The sequence below is a fragment of the Streptomyces sp. WAC04114 genome (assembly GCF_019733245.1).
Taxonomy (GTDB): Bacteria; Actinomycetota; Actinomycetes; order Streptomycetales; family Streptomycetaceae; genus Streptomyces; species Streptomyces massasporeus_A.
The window spans coordinates 29,005-45,335 of record NZ_JAIGQA010000012.1 but is presented as its reverse complement, the minus strand read 5'-3'; the positions used below and the strand labels follow the sequence as shown (position 1 = coordinate 45,335).

Here is a 16,331-nt window from a genome sequence, read left to right as displayed (position 1 = left end):
ACACAGACGCTGGGGGAAGACATGTCCGACGGCCACGAGCACAACGGGCACGAGCACGTGCCGAGCAGGCAGCGCAGGCGCTTCCCCGGGATCTCCTCGCGCACCTACGAGCACCCGGCCGACCGCTCCGCCCTGGTGGCGCTGCGCAGGCTGAGCGGGTTCGACACGGTGTTCAAGGCGCTCAGCGGCCTGCTGCCCGAGCGCAGTCTGCGGCTGCTGTTCCTGTCCGACTCGGTGCGGGTCTCGGACCAGCAGTTCGCCCATCTGAACGTGATGCTGCGGGACGCCTGCTACATCCTGGACCTGGAGAAGGTCCCGCCGATGTACGTGAACCAGGACCCGCAGCCCAACGCCATGTGCATCGGAATGGACGAGCCGATCATCGTCGTCACGACGGGCCTCGTGGAGCTCCTCGACGAGGAGGAGATGCGGGCGGTCGTCGGGCACGAGGTGGGGCACGCGCTGTCCGGTCACTCGGTCTACCGGACGATCCTGCTGTTCCTGACCAGCCTCGCCGTCCGGGTCGCCTGGATCCCCCTGGGCAACCTCGCGATCATGGCGATCGTGACCGGCCTGCGGGAGTGGTTCCGCAAGTCGGAGCTCTCCGCGGACCGCGCGGGGCTGCTGGTCGGGCAGGATCTGCAGGCCTCCATGCGGGGTCTGATGAAGATCGCGGGCGGCAACCACCTGCACGAGATGAACGTGGACGCCTTCCTCGCACAGGCCGAGGAGTACGAGGCGGGCGGTGATCTGCGCGACTCGGTGCTGAAGATCCTGAACGTGCTGCCCCGCTCCCACCCCTTCACCACCGTGCGCGCGGCCGAGCTGAAGAAGTGGGCCGAGTCGCGGGACTACCAGCGGATCATGGACGGTCACTACCCGCGGCGCGACGAGGACAAGGACACCTCGGTCCGGGACTCCTGGCGCGAGTCGGCGAACCACTACAGCACCCATGTGAAGAGCTCCAAGGACCCGCTGATGAAGCTGGTCACCGACCTCGCGGGCGGCGCCGGCGATCTGGGCGACCGGGTGCGCCGCGGTTTCGGTGGCTTCACGAACGCCTCCCCGAAGCCGCCCCAGGGGTCGGAGCGGGGGCCGTCGGACTCCTCCGGGGACGACCGGCCGCCGCGCGACGACAGCTAGACCCTCCGGACCTGAGGCCTCATTCCGGACCTGAGGCCTCACTCCGGACCTGAGGCCTCTCTCCAGGCCTACGGCCCCTTAGACCTTCGGCTGCGCGCTCGTCGCCAGCGTGCCGCACAACGCCGTCGCGCTGCCCGTGGCGTAGGGGTCGGTGCCCGCGGGGCCGCCCTCCTTGGCCGTCTGGCCGGCCAGGAGGGGTCTGAGATGGTTCGTGGAGTCCTCGGCGCAGGAGAGCGGGCCGGCCTGGACGTAGGAGACGACGAGCTGGGCCTGGTGCAGCCGCAGGTCGTCGCGGTCGAAGCGGAAGTGCAGCTCACGCCGGAGGGTGAACAGGGACACCTCGTCCTCGCCACCGGAGCCGGACCCGGTCGCCCGCAGCGCGTACACGAACGTGTGGTCGGCCGTGACCTCGAGCGTGGACGCGCCGGCCTCGGCGGCCTGCAGCGTGCCCTGGACCCGGACCTTGTTGTCGGCGAGCTCGGCGCGCGAGGGGTCGAAGCGGACCAGCCAGCCGGTGGGCGCGTGGCGGCCGTCGGCGGTGGGGCGGGTGAAGCTCTGGTCGAACTGGTCCAGTTGGTCGGGGTCGAGCAGCACGCGGACGGCCCTGACCTCTCCGCCCGTGAGCACCTCCGGGTCGAGGGCCGACCGCACGATGTAGTCCTTGGCGGTGCTCAGGGCGCTCACGACCTGGCTGTCCGAGAAGTGCGCGGTGCGCCGCGAGGCGGGCAACGGCACGCCCTCCGCTCCGGTGCGGAACTGTGCGGCGGGGCTGTGCTCGTACAGGTTCGCCAGGTCGGCCGTGCCGGGCACCTTGCCCTCGGGGACGAGCGGGATGACCGTCATCCGCAGGGGCTCGATGGGCTCCCGGGCGGCGGGGGTCTGGTAGGGGTGCCGTACGCCCATGTAGATCGCGGTGCCGAAGGCGACGGCGATCAGCAGGACCAGGACCAGGGCCTGCCGGGACAGGCCCCGGCGCAGCGGCGGCCGACGTCGCACGGCGGGCGCGTGGTCGGCGATGCGCTCCTGCGCGGAGAACTCCTGGAGGCGGGCAGCACGGACGAACGACTCGTCGAAGACGACGGATCGGTACTCGTCCTCTCCACCTCCGGGGGCGCCCTCGGGACTCCCCTCAGGTGGGTTTCCAGGCCCGCCCATATCTTCAGGGTAGGTCTCCGGAAGCTCGGGTAAACGCCGGGCTGCTCCACAAGTTCTGACAGGTTCTCACCAAGATGGGCGGGTTCCGGTCAGGGGCTGCGGGGGATCACCGAGACGGCCGGCTGGGAGTAGTCGGCGGAAGCCGAAGGGGCGGCTCCGCTGCCCTGTTCCAGGCCGGTGGAGGCGGGTGGTGGCGCGGGCTCGTCCCGGTTGGAGGACGCGCCCCGGTAGACGGCCGTGAAGGCCAGGGCGACCATGCCGATGCCTATCACGAGGGCGAGCAGCCAGGCGACGGGGCGGTGCCAGCGGACCTGTTTGGAGTACGGCCCGGTGCTGCCGTAGTGGCCCTCGACGACATCGGCGTCGTCGAACTCGTCGAAGTCGGGATCATGGCGGAAATCTCCGCGACCGTCCGGACCGTACCGGTCGTCGAAGCGCTCGCCTCTGGTGTGGGCGCGGCGCGACTCCGCCTCGGAGGCCTCGGCTCTCGCCTGTGCCGCGGCCAGGAGGCGCTCCACCGCTGTCGGCTCGTGCACCACGGCCGCGCGTACGAAGGCCTCGTCGAAGACCACGGAGGCGAACTCTTCGTCCGACACCCCGCGGTCGTGGTCGTCGTCGGGCTCCCGGCCGTCCGGAAACGGCGTGCCCCCCACGTCCTCCGGCACGAATCCAGAGTAGACCTGGGGGGTCAATTTGGGCAGACGGTACGGAAATTCATCCGCCGGTTGAGACGGCTCGCGCGGGGCCCCGGACGGCGCGCGCCCGCCCGGGCACTCCGGTCGCGCGCGTCTGCGCCATCCGGGTGACCCGCACGGTCATACGGCGGCCCGCATACCGCGCATGCCGGGAGGCGCGGGTCAGCGCCGTACGTGCCCGTCGCCGGTGACGATGTACTTCGTGCTGGTCAGCTCCGGCAGGCCCATGGGGCCGCGGGCGTGCAGCTTCTGCGTGGAGATGCCGATCTCGGCGCCGAAGCCGAACTGGCCGCCGTCGGTGAAACGGGTGGAGGCGTTGACGGCGACGGTGGTGGAGTCGACCAGCTGGGTGAAGCGGCGGGCGGCCTGCTGGGAGGTCGTGACGATGGCCTCGGTGTGGCCGGAGGTCCACAGCCGGATGTGCTCGACGGCCTTGTCCAGGGAGTCCACGACCGCGGCGGCGATGTCGTACGACAGGTACTCGGTCTCCCAGTCCTCGGCCGTCGCCTCGACGACGGTGGCCTTGGAGTCCGCGGCGTAGGCCTGCACGCGCTCGTCGGCGTGCACGGTGACCCCGGCCTCCGCGAGGGCGTCCAGGGCGCGGGGCAGGAACGCGGCGGCGATGTCCTGGTGGACCAGCAGGGTCTCGGCCGCGTTGCAGACACCGACCCGCTGGGCCTTGGAGTTGATCAGGATCTCGACGGCCATGTCGAGGTCGGCCTGCGCGTCGACGTAGACGTGGCAGTTGCCGGTGCCGGTCTCGATGACCGGGACGACGGACTCCTGGACGACCGTGTTGATCAGGGAGGCGCCGCCGCGCGGGATCAGCACGTCGACCAGGCCGCGGGCGCGCATCAGCTCGCGCACGCTGTCGCGGCTCTCGCCGGGGACGAGCTGGATGGCGTCGGCGGGCAGTCCGGCCCCGCCGACCGCGTCGCGCAGGACGCGCACCAGGGCGGTGTTCGACTGGTACGCCGAGGAGGAGCCGCGCAGCAGGACCGCGTTGCCGGACTTCAGGCAGAGGGCGGCGGCGTCGACGGTGACGTTCGGGCGGCCCTCGTAGATGATGCCGACGACGCCGAGCGGCACACGGACCTGGCGCAGGTCGATGCCGTTGGGCAGCGTGGAGCCGCGGACGACCTCGCCGACCGGGTCGGGCAGGGCGGCGACGTCGCGCACGTCGGAGGCGATGGCGCGGATCCGCTCGGGGGTGAGCGTGAGCCGGTCGATCATGCCCTCGCTGATGCCGGCCTCGCGGGCCTTGGCGACGTCCTTGGCGTTGGCCTCGACGATCTCGCTCGCACGGACCTCCAGCGCGTCCGCGATGGCGAGCAGCGCGTCGTCCTTCTCGGCCCGGGGCAGCGGCGCGAGGGTCGCGGCGGCGGCCTTGGCCCGGTAGGCGGCCTCGGTGACCGGGGACATGGAGTCGTACGGAGAGAGCGTGGTCATGAGGGAAGCGTAGTGCGCCGGGCGGCTCGGTTCATCGTTCGTTCCACAGCGCGAGACACTTCGTGGAACGGGTCAAAACGGATGAACGCCGACCGGGGACGCCGGCGGCGGACCGTATCCCTCGGCGATCCGCTGGTGGTAAGTGGCCCGGTCGATGACCTCCAGGCCGACGATCTCCCAGGGCGGCAGGCCGGCGGTCTGCCGGTGCTCGCCCCACAGGCGCAGGGCGACGGCGGCCGCGTCGTGCAGGTCGCGGGCCTCCTCCCAGTAGCGGATCTCCGCGTGGTCGACCGCGTACCGGCTGGTCAGGAAGAAGGGATGGTCGTGGGCGAGCTGCTCCAGGGCGCGCCGGACCTCCGGGAGCGGGGCCTCCTTGCCGGAGACGCTGAGGGTGACGTGCCACAGGCGCGGGGTGTCGCCGGGTTCCTCGCCCTCGAACCGGTCCCCGGCCGCCACGCTCGTCAGGGCGCGCTCCTCACCGGCCGCACGGGAGCCGGCACCACCGCGGGACACCTGAGTCCCAGGGCGCACTCGCCTCACGACGGCCTCCTTTGCACATGGCGCTGCTGCGGATATGTCCCTGAGACAAAGTTGAGCAGGCCGCAAGGGATCGCGTGGTGGTTTTGCGGAACGTCCACCACCGGGGGCGGACGTTTCGACCCATCACGGGTGCAGGACCACCAGGTCGTCCCTGTGTACGACCTCGCGTTCGTACGCGGGTCCGAGTTCGCGGGCCAGCTCCCGGGTGGAGCGGCCGATGAGCCGGGGGATCTCCTTGGCATCGAAATTGACCAGCCCGCGGGCCACCGCGCGCCCCGCGCCGTCCCGCAGCTCGACCGGGTCTCCGGCGCTGAACTCGCCCTCCACGGCGGCGATCCCGGCCGGCAGCAGCGACTTGCGGCGGTCCACGACGGCCTGTACGGCGCCGTCGTCCAGGGTCAGCGCGCCCTGCGGGGTGGACGCGTGCTGGAGCCACAGCAGCCGGTCGGCGGAGCGCTTGCCGGTGGGGTGGAAGAAGGTGCCGGTGTCCTGGCCGGTCAGCGCGTCGGCCGCGTGGACGGCGCTGGTGAGGACGACGGGGACGCCGGCCGCGGCCGCGATCCGGGCGGCCTCGACCTTGGTGACCATGCCGCCGGTGCCGACACCGGCCTTGCCCGCGCTGCCGATTTCGACGTGGGCGAGGTCGGAGGGGTCGCGCACCTCGCCGATGCGGGAGGTGCCGGGCTTCGCGGGGTCCCCGTCGTAGACGCCGTCCACGTCGGACAGCAGGACCAGCAGGTCGGCGTGGACGAGGTGGGCGACCAGGGCGGCGAGGCGGTCGTTGTCGCCGAAGCGGATCTCGTCCGTGGCGACGGTGTCGTTCTCGTTGACGATCGGGAAGGCACCCATGGCGAGCAGCTTGTCGAGGGTGCGCGAGGCGTTGCGGTGGTGCGAGCGGCGGCTCATATCGTCGGAGGTCAGCAGAACCTGCCCGACGCGGACGCCGTAGCGGGCGAACGAGGCGGTGTAGCGGGCGACCAGCAGGCCCTGGCCGACGCTGGCGGCGGCCTGCTGCCGGGCGAGATCCTTGGGGCGGCGGCGCAGGCCCAGCGGGGCGAGGCCGGCGGCGATGGCGCCCGAGGAGACCAGAACGATCTCGCGCTCCCCGCCGCCCTCCCGTCTCCCGCCACCACCCTCAACCGAGGCCCTGCGGGCCGCCCCCTGGTTTCGGACCTTCGCGAGGACGTCGACCAGCGCGTCCACCCGGTCCGCGTCCAGGCCGCCCGAGGCGGTGGTCAGCGAGGAGGACCCGACCTTGACGACGATCCTGCGGGCCTCGCCCACGGCCTGCCTTGCCCCTGCCACGTCGCCGTCCGTCCCCTCGCGTCGATTCGGTCGCTCACCAGGAAATCTACGGGACGACCGGACCGGGTGCGGCGCCGGTCCACGCTACGGACGGTGCCGCCCGTGTCACAGGAGCGCGGCGCCCTTCGCCGTCGCGCAACGGGAGCGCAGCCGCCCTTCGCCGTCCGCTTCACGGAGCGCAGCCGCCCTCCCTTCGGCGGCTCGGTCCCGCCATGGCCGGAAGCCGCCCCCTCCGCGTTCCTCGACCCCCGGCAGGGAACCGATCACCCTCCCTCTGGGCCCGGCCTTGGGCACGGCCGGAAACCGACCTTCTGCCCCTTCCGGGCCCACCCCACGACAGGAACGGGATCATCCGCTACCGTCCGACGACACGCCTTACGGCCCCCGCCCCCACACCCCGACGACACGCGCGTGTCGTCGGGGTGTGGCCACGCGTTAACCCGGACGGCCGACCTGCGCCGACCCGACGCTCCTGGAGTGACCGCAGTGCCCGTACCTCTCCCCCGCCCTCAGGCCCTCTTCAAGGGGCTGGTCACCGTCGTCCTGGCCGCCGCGTTCGCCGCACAGGCGGTCGCGGCGCTGCTGCCCCACGTCCCGCTGCTGATCGCCGCGACGGCCGTCTCCCTGGCCACCGAGGGCGTGCTGTACCGATGGCAGCGCGGGGTGCTGTCGCTGTTCGCCAAGGCACACGCGGACATCACCGTGCGGCACGTCCTGCGGGACCTGCTGCTGGTCGTGGCGCTGTTGCGGCTCGGCGAGCAGGACCGGGAGACGGTGTACGCCCCGCTGGTGGCCGGGCTGCTCGTCTTCTACGTGCTGCACTGCGCGATCCAGGCCGTCTCCGTGCTGGTCCGCCGCACCCGCACGCTGCCCGTCGTGACCCGGAACATCGACGCCTCGGCGCTGCGGCTGTCCCCGGCCCCGTCCGTGCTGCTGCGCCGCCCCGGCCACCGGCTGCTGGTGTTCGGCCTGCCGGCGACGGCCGGGCTGCTGGCCAGCGCGGCGGGCGACCGGCCGGTCTGCGCGGCGGTGGGCATCGCGCTCTCCCTCGCCCTCGGGCTGATCGGCCTCGGCGTGCTGCTCCTGCGTCTCCTGCCGGGCCGCCGCCCCGCGGACGAGCAGGAGGTGCTCGAGTGGTTCGACGCCTGGCTGGCCGAGTACCGGCCGACCGCGGGCCTGTACTTCTCCGGCGGTGCCGCCTCGGCCTACCAGGCGAACATGTGGCTGGCGCCGCTCGCCGGGCTGGACGGCAGGCCGGTCATCATCCTGCGCGAGCGGTTCATGGTGCAGAAGATCGCGGCGACGGACATCCCGATCGTGTGCCTGCCGAAGGTGTCGACGCTGATGCGCCTGGAGCACTCCACGCTCCAGGTCCTCATCCACCCGTCGAACTCCGGCAAGACCTCCCAGGTGCTGCGCATCCCCACGATCAAGCACACCTTCGTCAACCACGGCGAGAGCGACAAGCTGTCGTCCTGCAACCCGTACGCGAAGGCGTACGACGAGGTGTGGGTGGCCGGGCCCGCCGCGCGCGAGCGCTACGCCCTGGCCGAGGTCGGGGTCGAGGACAAGGACGTCGTGGAGACGGGGCGCCCCCAGCTCGACGGCATACTGCCCTACGCGGGCCCGCCGACCGGGCCATGGACGACCGTGCTGTACGCGCCGACCTGGGAGGGCTGGGACGGCAACCCCGGCAACACCTCGGTGATCGCGGCAGGCGAGAACCTGGTGCGGGCGCTGCTCGCGGACCCGGGCGTGCGGCTGCTGTACAAGCCGCATCCGCTGACGGGCTCGGTGGACCCCCGTGCGGGCGCGGCCGATCTGCGGATCCGGGAGCTGATCCGGGCGGCCAACCGGGAGCGGACGGGGGCGCGCCCCTCGGACAGCGCCGAACTCACCCTCCGCACCGCCGAGCTGGACCGGCTCACCACGTCGGTGTTCCGGGCCGGGGCCGACACCGTGGAGCGGATGCTGGTGCAGTCGGCGCCGGAGCCGGGCCGCGCGGCGGCGGTGGCGCGGGCGACGGCCGCGTGGGAGGAGGCGTACTGGGCCTCGCTGCCGGAGGGTGAGCACCAGATCATCACGGACGCCCGGCCCACCCTGTACTCCTGCTTCAACGTGTCCGACCTGCTGATCAGCGATGTGTCGAGCGTGATCAGCGACTTCCTCGCGAGTGCGAAGCCGTACGCCGTGGCCAACACCAGCGGGCTGTCCGAGGACGCCTTCCGGGTGGCGTTCCCGACGGTGGTGGCGGCGACGGTGCTGACGCCGGACGCCGCCGGAGTGCCGGATCTGCTGGACGCCGTCCGGCACCCGGAGCGCGACGAACTGGCCGAGGCGCGAGCCGAGCTGAAGCTGCGCCTGCTCGGCCCGGCGGAGCCGTCGTCCCAGGAGCGTTTCAACGACGCCGTACGGGCGCTGTGCGGGGTGGCCCGGGACCACAGGGCACGGGTGGCGGAGCGACTGGCCGCGGTGCCCGGTCAGCGCACCGCGACCGAGGTCCCGACCGCACCGCGCTGAGCTGCACCGCGTGTCGAGGTCCCGACCGCACCGCCTCGAGCGGCACCGCGAGCGAGACCCCGACCGCACCTCGTCGAGCGGCGGCACGCGTGGTCACGCCGCGTGCCGCACCTCGCGGGACGTCAGCACCCGCCGCGCCTTGCGCACCGCCCGGCGCATGAGGGTGTCGACGCCGCCCTCGCGGTAGCCGGGAAAGGCCCGGGCCTCCCGGGGCTCGGCGAGGTAGACCGCGTCGGGGACGCCCGCGGCGCGGTCCCGGAAGTGCGGGTAGACCAGGTACACACGGCGGCCCTTCCGCTCCAGGAGGGCCGCCGCCTGCTTCTTGTCCTTGACGAACTTCACGACGTCCGGCAGCAGTTCCGGACGCTGCTCGGCGACCAGGTGCAGCCGCAGCCGCTCGTGGACCTTGAGGCGCTGGGCGACTCCCTCGGTCCAGTAGGTGTCCATCAGCGGCTTGGCGAGCTCGAACTTGTGCCGCCGGATCTCCTCGCTGTCCGTCAGGTACTTGGGCCCGAACTGCGGCAGCAGCGTGACGAGGAAGGGCCGCACCATCAGCTGGTCGCGCCGGCCGCCCGCGGGGACGAGCTCGGCGATGAGCTGCATCAGGGCCCGCGCGGAGTCGAAGCGCAGCGTGTAACTGCCGCTCTTGGTCACGTGCTTGCCGTCGTCGCGGCCGACCAGGTAGTAGCAGGTGTGGTCGGCGACCACGGAGACGCCGTCCGCCCGCAGATACGCCTCCATGGTGAACAGCGCGTCCTCGCCGGTGAACAGCGACTCGTCGAAGCGCATGCCGTGCCGGTCCAGCAGGGCGCGGCGGAACAGCTTCTGCGCGCTGAGCGTGAACTTGATGTTGGAGGAGAAGACGTCCGTCCGCTCCACCGTCCTGCCCCACATGGACTTCGGTGCCGAGCGGTTGACGCCCTCGACCTTGCCGAGCACCACGTCCGTGCCGGCCCGGTCGGCCATGTCGACCATGCGCTCCAGGGCCTCGGGGCCCAGCCGGTCGTCCGCGTCGAGGAAGAACACGTAGCGCCCGGTGGCCTTGCCCAGGCCCACGTTGCGCGGGCCGCTGGGGCCGCCGGAGTTCTCCTGCCGGATCACCAGCACGTGCATGGGAGCCCGCTCGGCGAACTCCTCCAGGTACTCCCCCGTCCCGTCCGTCGAACCGTCGTCCACCGCGATGACCTCGACGCGCGTCGGATCGATGGTCTGTGCCTCGACGGACGAGAGGCACTCGATCAGATACGGCATCGCTTCGTACGCCCCGATGATCACACTCACATCAGGCTGCGCGGCCACGTTTCCCCCTAGTCAATGGGATATTCCCCCCGTATCGCCTCATTCGCTACTTGATAGACGGGTGATCGAGACAAGCGGTTGCCTCAGACACATGTGTTAGTGGTTCAGGTCACAAAGTGAACGAACAGGAAACCGGGAAACGAAAGGGTTCGGCCCCGAGGAGAACTCCTCGGGGCCGAACCCTGTGTGATGCGGGGGCAGTTCAGCCCGTGCCGACTCCGTCCGTGTCTCCGGCGGAGGACACCCGCTGCCCGGGCACGGCGTTCGCCAGCTCGGCCTCGGTCTCCGCGAGGGCGGCCATGTCCCGGGACTGCTGGCCGACGTTGCGCGTCTCGGCCTTGACCGCGAGGTTCGCGACGGCGGTGTTGAACTGCTCGAGGGAGGTCGGCTCGTCCGGGCCCAGCAGGTACTGCTTGAGCTCCTTGCGATCCTCGGCCAGCGGGTCGGCCTCCGGGGCACGGACCGCGCCGAGCAGCTCGCCCAGCTCGGCCGCGCTGTTGGAGAGGATCACCGCGGCACGCACCGCCGTGTTGTTCCGCTTGAACTCCTCGACGCCCACCTCGGCGGAATCGGTGACCGCGTAGGGCTTGCCGCTCGCGATGAAGTCGGACACCACGCTGGAGATGTCGGAGACCATCGCGTCGGAGACGTTGAAGCAGTCGTAAAGCCGCGGCTCGGCGCCGGTGATGACGCGGTGCTCCCAGGACGGGAAGGAACGCCAGTAGGCGTCGTTCCACTCGGCGCGCAGCCGGGCGGCCTCCTCGTGCCGGGCGACGTCGATCAGGCCGTCACGGGTGGCCACGGCCTCGTCGCCGCGATCGCCGCCGGAGCCGGACAGCTGCGCGAGCCGGGCCTCGATCCGCTCCAGCTCGGCCTTGGCCTGCGCCTGGGCGGCGGTGTCGGCGATGAAGCGCGTGTTGATGGCGCGCTCCGCGGCGGCCTTCTGCACCAGGGCGGTGATCCGCTGGTGCGCGGCGCCGGCCTCCTTGCTGACGTTGCCGGTGAACGGGTGCGGCTTGTACAGGACGCGGACCGGCGGGTCGGCCTGCACCAGCTGCCGCACGATGTTCTCGCCGGCCAGTACGACCGAGGTGTTGCCCGGGTTGCCGTCCCAGCCCTCCCAGGTGGGGGCGTACAGCACGGTCGGGATGCGGCCCTCGGGCACGCCCTGCCAGGTCTGGATCGGGGCGAGCTGCGGGCGGCCGACCTCAACGATGTCGTCGTCGCGGACACCGACGTCGGCGATGGCGTAGCGGTCGCGGCCCGCGCGGCCGGCCGTCCACACCTCGTCGTAGACCTTGCTGTACGGGTTGACGCTGGCGAGCTTGTCGCTGTCGCCGTGGCCGATGAAGACGTGCTTGATGGTGGGCACGCGCAGCAGGTGGATGTTCTTGCCGACGTTGGCCGCGTAGAGCGCGACGCGCACCGTGGAGAGGTCCAGGTTCATCAGGTGCACCCCTCCGGGCACGCAGATGACGGGGACCGTGGTGGGCGCCAGATTGTTCAGGATGGCCCGCTCACGCAGGATGATCAGCGGCTTGGAGTCCAGCTTCTCCATGGTGTCCAGCCACATGTTGACCTGGTACGCGGAGTCCTTGGACCCGGAGAAGTACAGCACCGTCTCCGGCTTGTACTCGCCCAGCCAGTCGTCCACGGCCGCCAGGACCGTCTCCGCCCTCGGCGGGATCTTCCGGGCGCGCACGTACGGCACCAGCGCCAGGACGTACAGGGTGGCCAGGGCCACCGTGATGCCGATGCCGATGAAGCCGATCAGGGACGACTTCAGCTGGGCGGCGAGCAGGATGCCGACGACCGCCGCGAGGTCGAGGTGCAGCATCTTCTCGGCGGAGCGGTGCAGCAGCCTCCGCGGCGGGGCGTCCGGGATGCGGATGCGCGAGGCCAGGTCGACGTTGCGGGTGGCGACCGGCATGCGGCGGCGGTTGCGGATCAGCTGGACCAGTGCGCCGTGCGGGGCCTGGAGACCGTAGAAGGCGATGAAGCAGGCGATCGCCCCGTAGTAGATCAGGTTGTCCGCGAGGGACAGCCGCGCCAGCAGCAGGACGAGCAGCAGCTGCCTTATCAGGAAGCGGATCGACAGGCCGGCCCGCACCTTGCCGAGGCGGTTGATCAGGTAGCTGCCCTTGCGGTGCAGATAGTGGTCCGCCAGGTACGTCACGGCGGCCGCTGCCGCGAAGGCGGGAACGCTCGGGACGAGCGCGGCCAGCATGAGGGCGGGGAAGCCCGCCACCATGAGGATCGCCGCGGCCAGCTCGGCCGCGCTGCCCACCCGGGCGACGCGAATAGCGGTGGATATCACGGAGAAACCTGCTCTTGGGAGGGGTGTGCCGGTGTTGGTTCTAGAATGCGGCTGGTCTGTGAATATTCGCGAGACTGTATGGATTCAGGCCCCTGCGAACACTCCGGTCAACGACAAAAGCCGTGAACAGAAGAGCGCAGAGGCCTGAATTACTGAAGTCTATTTGGCGCCAATTATTACACGCCGTCCTGACGGTCCAGCACCGTGGCCAGGGCCTGCTCGAAGCCGGAGGCCCGGGCCGCGCCGGCCGTCGGGTCCTGCTGGCGGACGTCGATGACGTGGCCGGTGAGCTCGGAGAGCAGCACGTCGAGCGAGGTGCGGGCCACGGCCTCGGACGACAGCAGGGAACCCGAGGGCTCCTGGCCGAAGGCCTTGGTGCGCATGGGGGTGGCGGTGCGCTCGGGGTTGATGCAGTTGACGCGGACGCCGTCGCCGGCCCACTCGTCGGACAGGGCCTGGGTGAGGTTCACCATGGCGGCCTTGGTGGAGGAGTACAGGCTGTACTCGGCGCGGCCCCGGGTGTAGCTGCTGGAGGTGTAGAGCAGCAGCTGGCCCTTGGTCTCGGACAGGTACTTGTACGACGACCGGGCGATCTGCACCGGGGCCAGGTAGTTGACCTTCAGCGCCTCCTCGATGGTGGCGTTGTCGGTCTCGGCGAGCTTGCCTATGCGCAGCACGCCGGCGGTGTTGACCACGTAGTCGATGCGGCCGGTCTCGGCGTACGCCTTGGACAGGGCGTCGTCGACCTCCTCCGGGTTCTCCACGTGGGTGCCGGTGGTGGAGCGGCCCAGCGCGTAGACCTTGGCGCCGTAGGACTCGGCGAGCTCGGCGATGTCCTTGCCGATGCCGTAGCTGCCGCCGAAGACGACCATGGTCTTGCCGGTGAGCAGCTCGCGGTAGGCCTCCTCGGTGACCTGCTCGGGCGCGGCGGTGGAGGCCAGCTGGAAGAGCTTGTCGGCGATGAAGACGTCGACGGGCTGGGTGACCTTCATGTTGTACTCGTCACCCGCGACGACGTGGATCGGCACGTCCGGCAGGTACTTGAGCACGACGGAGCAGTCGTCGGTCGCCTGGAAGTTGGGGTCACCGGCGGCGACCTCGTAGGCCCGCTTGATCGTGGACAGCTTGAAGGCCTGCGGCGTCTGGCCGCGGCGCAGCCGGGAGCGGTCCGGGATCTCGGTGATGAACTCGCCGTCCTCGCCGTGCGTGCGCGTGACGATGATGGTGTCCGCGGACGGGATGGCCACGTCGACGGCCTGGTAGCGCTCCAGCGCGACGACGCAGTCGTCGATGACGCGCTGCGAGAGCAGGGGGCGCACGGCGTCGTGGAAGAGGACGTTGGCGTCCTCGCCCTCGGCCAGGCCCTCGCCCAGGGCGGCGATGGCGCGCTCGGTGGTCTCGTTCCGCGTGGAGCCGCCCTCGATGACCTTCGAGACCTTCTTGAATCCGGCCTTCGCGACGATCTTCTCGATGTCGGGCACGTAACCCGGCGCCATCAGCACGATGATGTCGTCGATCGAGTCGGCGTTCTCGAAGGTGGTCAGCGTGTGCTCGATGACTGCCTTGCCGGCGATCTTCAGCAGCTGCTTGGGGATCGACAGACCCACGCGCTGACCGGTGCCACCGGCCAGGATCACTGCGGTGGTACGGGGCTTGGCTATGTGCTGGGACACAGGTGACCTACCTTGGGGCGACAGGGAACTTGGAAATGGTCCCACTTGTGGTTACCGCGATGCAAGGTGAGCGCCCTGCACCGCATATGTGCGCGCAACCTCTCATTCACCTGTCGACGCCGGTGATTGCGAGACGGTTGCGCGAACCCCGATAAATGCGCTGTGAGTAACTGCACAGAAGCTCAGCGACAGCGGAGCCCCGCGGGGCGACGGTGACCGAGGACCCGCACGGGCTCCTTGGGACGATGTCCTGTGCACGGTACGCGCTTTGAGGACGCCCCGTGCACCACGGCAGCCGCTCGCCTGGGCTGTCGCGAAGGCCGCGGTGTGCGGATCCGCACTTCCCGGGACGCGCGGCGGGACGCGTTCTTCATGCGGGCCCGACCGCAAATACCGCTCTTACGGCAGCTCATTGCCGCGGAATTCCTGGTCGCGGTTGCGCGGCATTTCGGTCTCGGCGAGAGCAATACCACCGCAGGGCCGGGTCGGACTTCTCACACACCTCACACGTCCCGTACGACGAAGAGCCCGGGACTCCGAGGAGTCCCGGGCTCACGCGCCTCGCGGGCGGGGGGGGTCAGACGACCTCGACGCCCGGGCGGCCCGCCTCGACCCGCAGGTTCGCCAGCGTGCTCGGCGTCGCGGTCGGCTGCCGGACGGTGTCGACCACCCTCACCTGGGCGTCGATGCCGTCACGGCGGACGTCGAAGAGGTGGTAGCCGCGGTGGGCGTCGAGCAGCTTCCAGTGCGGGTTGTCCGGGCGCCGCGGGTCCCACTCCCTGCGGAAGGCGGCCTGGTCCTGGTCGCCGTTGCTGGAGATGGAGGTGCCGACGAACTCGGCGCCGACGACCTCGGAGTCCGGGTCGGCGTAGTCCTCCTTGAGGTCGCTGATCATCGTCAGGTGCCGGTCCCCGGAGAGCACCACGGGGTTGCGGACCTGCCGGAACTCCTCCAGGAACGCGTTGCGTTCGGCCTGGTAGCCGTCCCAGGCGTCGTAGAACCAGAGCTTGCCCTCGCCGACCTTGAGGTCCGTCTCGGCCATCATGATCTGGGAGGCGATGAGGTTCCAGCGGGCGGGCGAGTTCTGCAGCCCGTTCAGCAGCCACCGCTTCTGCCGGGCGCCGAGCATGGTCAGCGACGGGTCCTGGGCGCCCTCCTGGCTGGTGGCCTGGTCGCTGCGGTACTGGCGGGTGTCCAGGACGTTGAGCCGGGCCAGGCGGCCGAACTCCAGGCGGCGGTACATCCGGATGTGCGGGCCGTCCGGGACGGCGGTGGCACGGACCGGCATGTGCTCGTAGAAGGCCTGGTAGGCCGCGGCCAGCCGGGCGACGAACGCGTCGTGCGGCTGCTTGTCCGGGTCCTGCGGGATCTCGCCGGCGAAGTCGTTGTCCACCTCGTGGTCGTCGAAGGTCACCACGAAGGGCGCGTGTCCGTGCATCGCCGCGAGGTCCGGGTCGGTGCGGTACTGCGCGTAGCGGTTGCGGTACTGGACGAGGCTGAAGGGCTCACCGGTGCCCTCGTGCCGCCGCAGGGCCGTCGCCGAGGGCGTGGACTCGTAGATGTAGTCGCCGACGAACACCACGACGTCGGGGTCCTGATCCAGCATGTCCGCGTATGGCGTGAAGTAGCCGTGCTGCCAGTTCTGGCAGGAGGCGAGGGCCATGCGCAGGGAGCCACCGGAGCTGTGGGGGTGGGGCGCGGTACGGGTGCGGCCGACGGGCGAGAGCTGCCCGCTGGTGCGGAAGCGGTACCAGTACGTACGGTCCGCGCGCAGCCCGCGTACGTCCACGTGAACGCTGTGCCCGTACTCGGGCCGGGCCTGCGCGGTGCCCTGTCGGGCGAGCTTTCTGAACCGCGGGTCCTCGGCGAGCTGCCACTCCACCGGCACCGGCCGGTCGGGCATGCCGCCACCGTTCAGCGGGTCCGGGGCGAGTCTGGTCCACAGCACGATGCCGTCCGGCAGCGGGTCGCCCGACGCCACACCGAGGCTGAACACACCGTCGGGCAAGGGCGTCTCGGCCGCTCGGGCGGCGGCCGGGAGCCACAGCTGGGCGGAGGCCGCGGCACCGAGTACTGCGGCGCCCGCGGTGAGAAAGCGGCGTCGGTCGGGGGATACTGCTCCGGTCATCGGCTGACTCCCTTACCTCGCTGGCCACTTGGACACTGGGAAGCTTCACGCTCGCGGGCGGTCCGCCCGCTGAACGCCGGGGTTCACGTACATGACAACTAAGCAGA

11 protein-coding genes are annotated in these 16,331 nt (G+C 70.9%); 2 read left to right on the top strand and 9 right to left on the bottom strand.

The genetic code is table 11. The features are described from left to right. Positions 1-21 precede the first annotated feature (21 nt). Complete coding sequence (locus K4G64_RS06075; protein WP_221754985.1) at positions 22-1,143, top strand: M48 family metallopeptidase; 1,122 nt, start codon at positions 22-24, stop codon at positions 1,141-1,143. 78 nt (positions 1,144-1,221) lie between these two features. On the opposite strand, the gene K4G64_RS06070 is transcribed toward K4G64_RS06075, so the two are convergent. From K4G64_RS06070 to proB, 5 genes are all read right to left on the bottom strand, one after another. Then, entirely contained in the window at positions 1,222-2,298 is a 1,077-nt protein-coding gene (locus tag K4G64_RS06070; RefSeq protein ID WP_221754984.1) for a hypothetical protein, read from the bottom strand. An 89-nt stretch (positions 2,299-2,387) separates the two neighbouring features. Beyond that, positions 2,388-2,990, bottom strand: a complete 603-nt coding sequence (locus K4G64_RS06065; protein WP_221754983.1) for a hypothetical protein — start codon at positions 2,988-2,990, stop codon at positions 2,388-2,390. A 165-nt stretch (positions 2,991-3,155) separates the two neighbouring features. Beyond that, entirely contained in the window at positions 3,156-4,442 is a 1,287-nt protein-coding gene (locus K4G64_RS06060) for a glutamate-5-semialdehyde dehydrogenase (RefSeq protein ID WP_221754982.1), read from the bottom strand. Positions 4,443-4,514: 72 nt separating this feature from the next. Further along, positions 4,515-4,982 carry a hypothetical protein gene (locus tag K4G64_RS06055; protein ID WP_221754981.1) on the bottom strand — a complete coding sequence of 156 codons (468 nt, stop codon included), beginning with the start codon at positions 4,980-4,982 and terminating at the stop codon, positions 4,515-4,517. A 123-nt stretch (positions 4,983-5,105) separates the two neighbouring features. Next, positions 5,106-6,266, bottom strand: coding sequence for a glutamate 5-kinase (gene proB, locus K4G64_RS06050; protein WP_221755007.1), 1,161 nt, complete (start codon positions 6,264-6,266; stop codon positions 5,106-5,108). Positions 6,267-6,773: 507 nt separating this feature from the next. Between proB and K4G64_RS06045 the strand changes: the two genes are divergently transcribed. Next, on the top strand, positions 6,774-8,807 hold the full coding sequence (locus K4G64_RS06045) for a hypothetical protein (RefSeq protein ID WP_221754980.1): 2,034 nt from the start codon (positions 6,774-6,776) through the stop codon (positions 8,805-8,807). A 93-nt stretch (positions 8,808-8,900) separates the two neighbouring features. Here the strand turns inward: K4G64_RS06045 and K4G64_RS06040 are convergent, their stop codons facing one another. From K4G64_RS06040 to K4G64_RS06025, 4 genes are all read right to left on the bottom strand, one after another. Beyond that, entirely contained in the window at positions 8,901-10,058 is a 1,158-nt protein-coding gene (locus K4G64_RS06040; RefSeq protein ID WP_260460080.1) for a glycosyltransferase family A protein, read from the bottom strand. A 250-nt stretch (positions 10,059-10,308) separates the two neighbouring features. After that, entirely contained in the window at positions 10,309-12,423 is a 2,115-nt protein-coding gene (locus K4G64_RS06035) for a hypothetical protein (protein ID WP_308122252.1), read from the bottom strand. Between the two features lie 176 nt (positions 12,424-12,599). Further along, positions 12,600-14,096 (bottom strand): bifunctional cytidylyltransferase/SDR family oxidoreductase, encoded by a 1,497-nt coding sequence (locus K4G64_RS06030; protein ID WP_221754979.1) that lies wholly within the window; start codon positions 14,094-14,096, stop codon positions 12,600-12,602. Positions 14,097-14,673: 577 nt separating this feature from the next. Beyond that, entirely contained in the window at positions 14,674-16,224 is a 1,551-nt protein-coding gene (locus tag K4G64_RS06025; protein ID WP_221754978.1) for an alkaline phosphatase, read from the bottom strand. Between the last annotated feature and the right edge of the window lie 107 nt (positions 16,225-16,331).

Excerpts from the sequence above, each read along its gene's own strand:
- K4G64_RS06060 (WP_221754982.1), bottom strand. The coding sequence starts at position 4,442 with ATGACCACGCTCTCTCCGTACGACTCCATGTCCCCGGTCACCGAGGCC.
- K4G64_RS06040 (WP_260460080.1), bottom strand. The coding sequence starts at position 10,058 with ATGCCGTATCTGATCGAGTGCCTCTCGTCCGTCGAGGCACAGACCATC.
- K4G64_RS06075 (WP_221754985.1), top strand. The coding sequence starts at position 22 with ATGTCCGACGGCCACGAGCACAACGGGCACGAGCACGTGCCGAGCAGG.
- K4G64_RS06025 (WP_221754978.1), bottom strand. The coding sequence starts at position 16,224 with ATGACCGGAGCAGTATCCCCCGACCGACGCCGCTTTCTCACCGCGGGC.
- K4G64_RS06070 (WP_221754984.1), bottom strand. The coding sequence starts at position 2,298 with ATGGGCGGGCCTGGAAACCCACCTGAGGGGAGTCCCGAGGGCGCCCCC.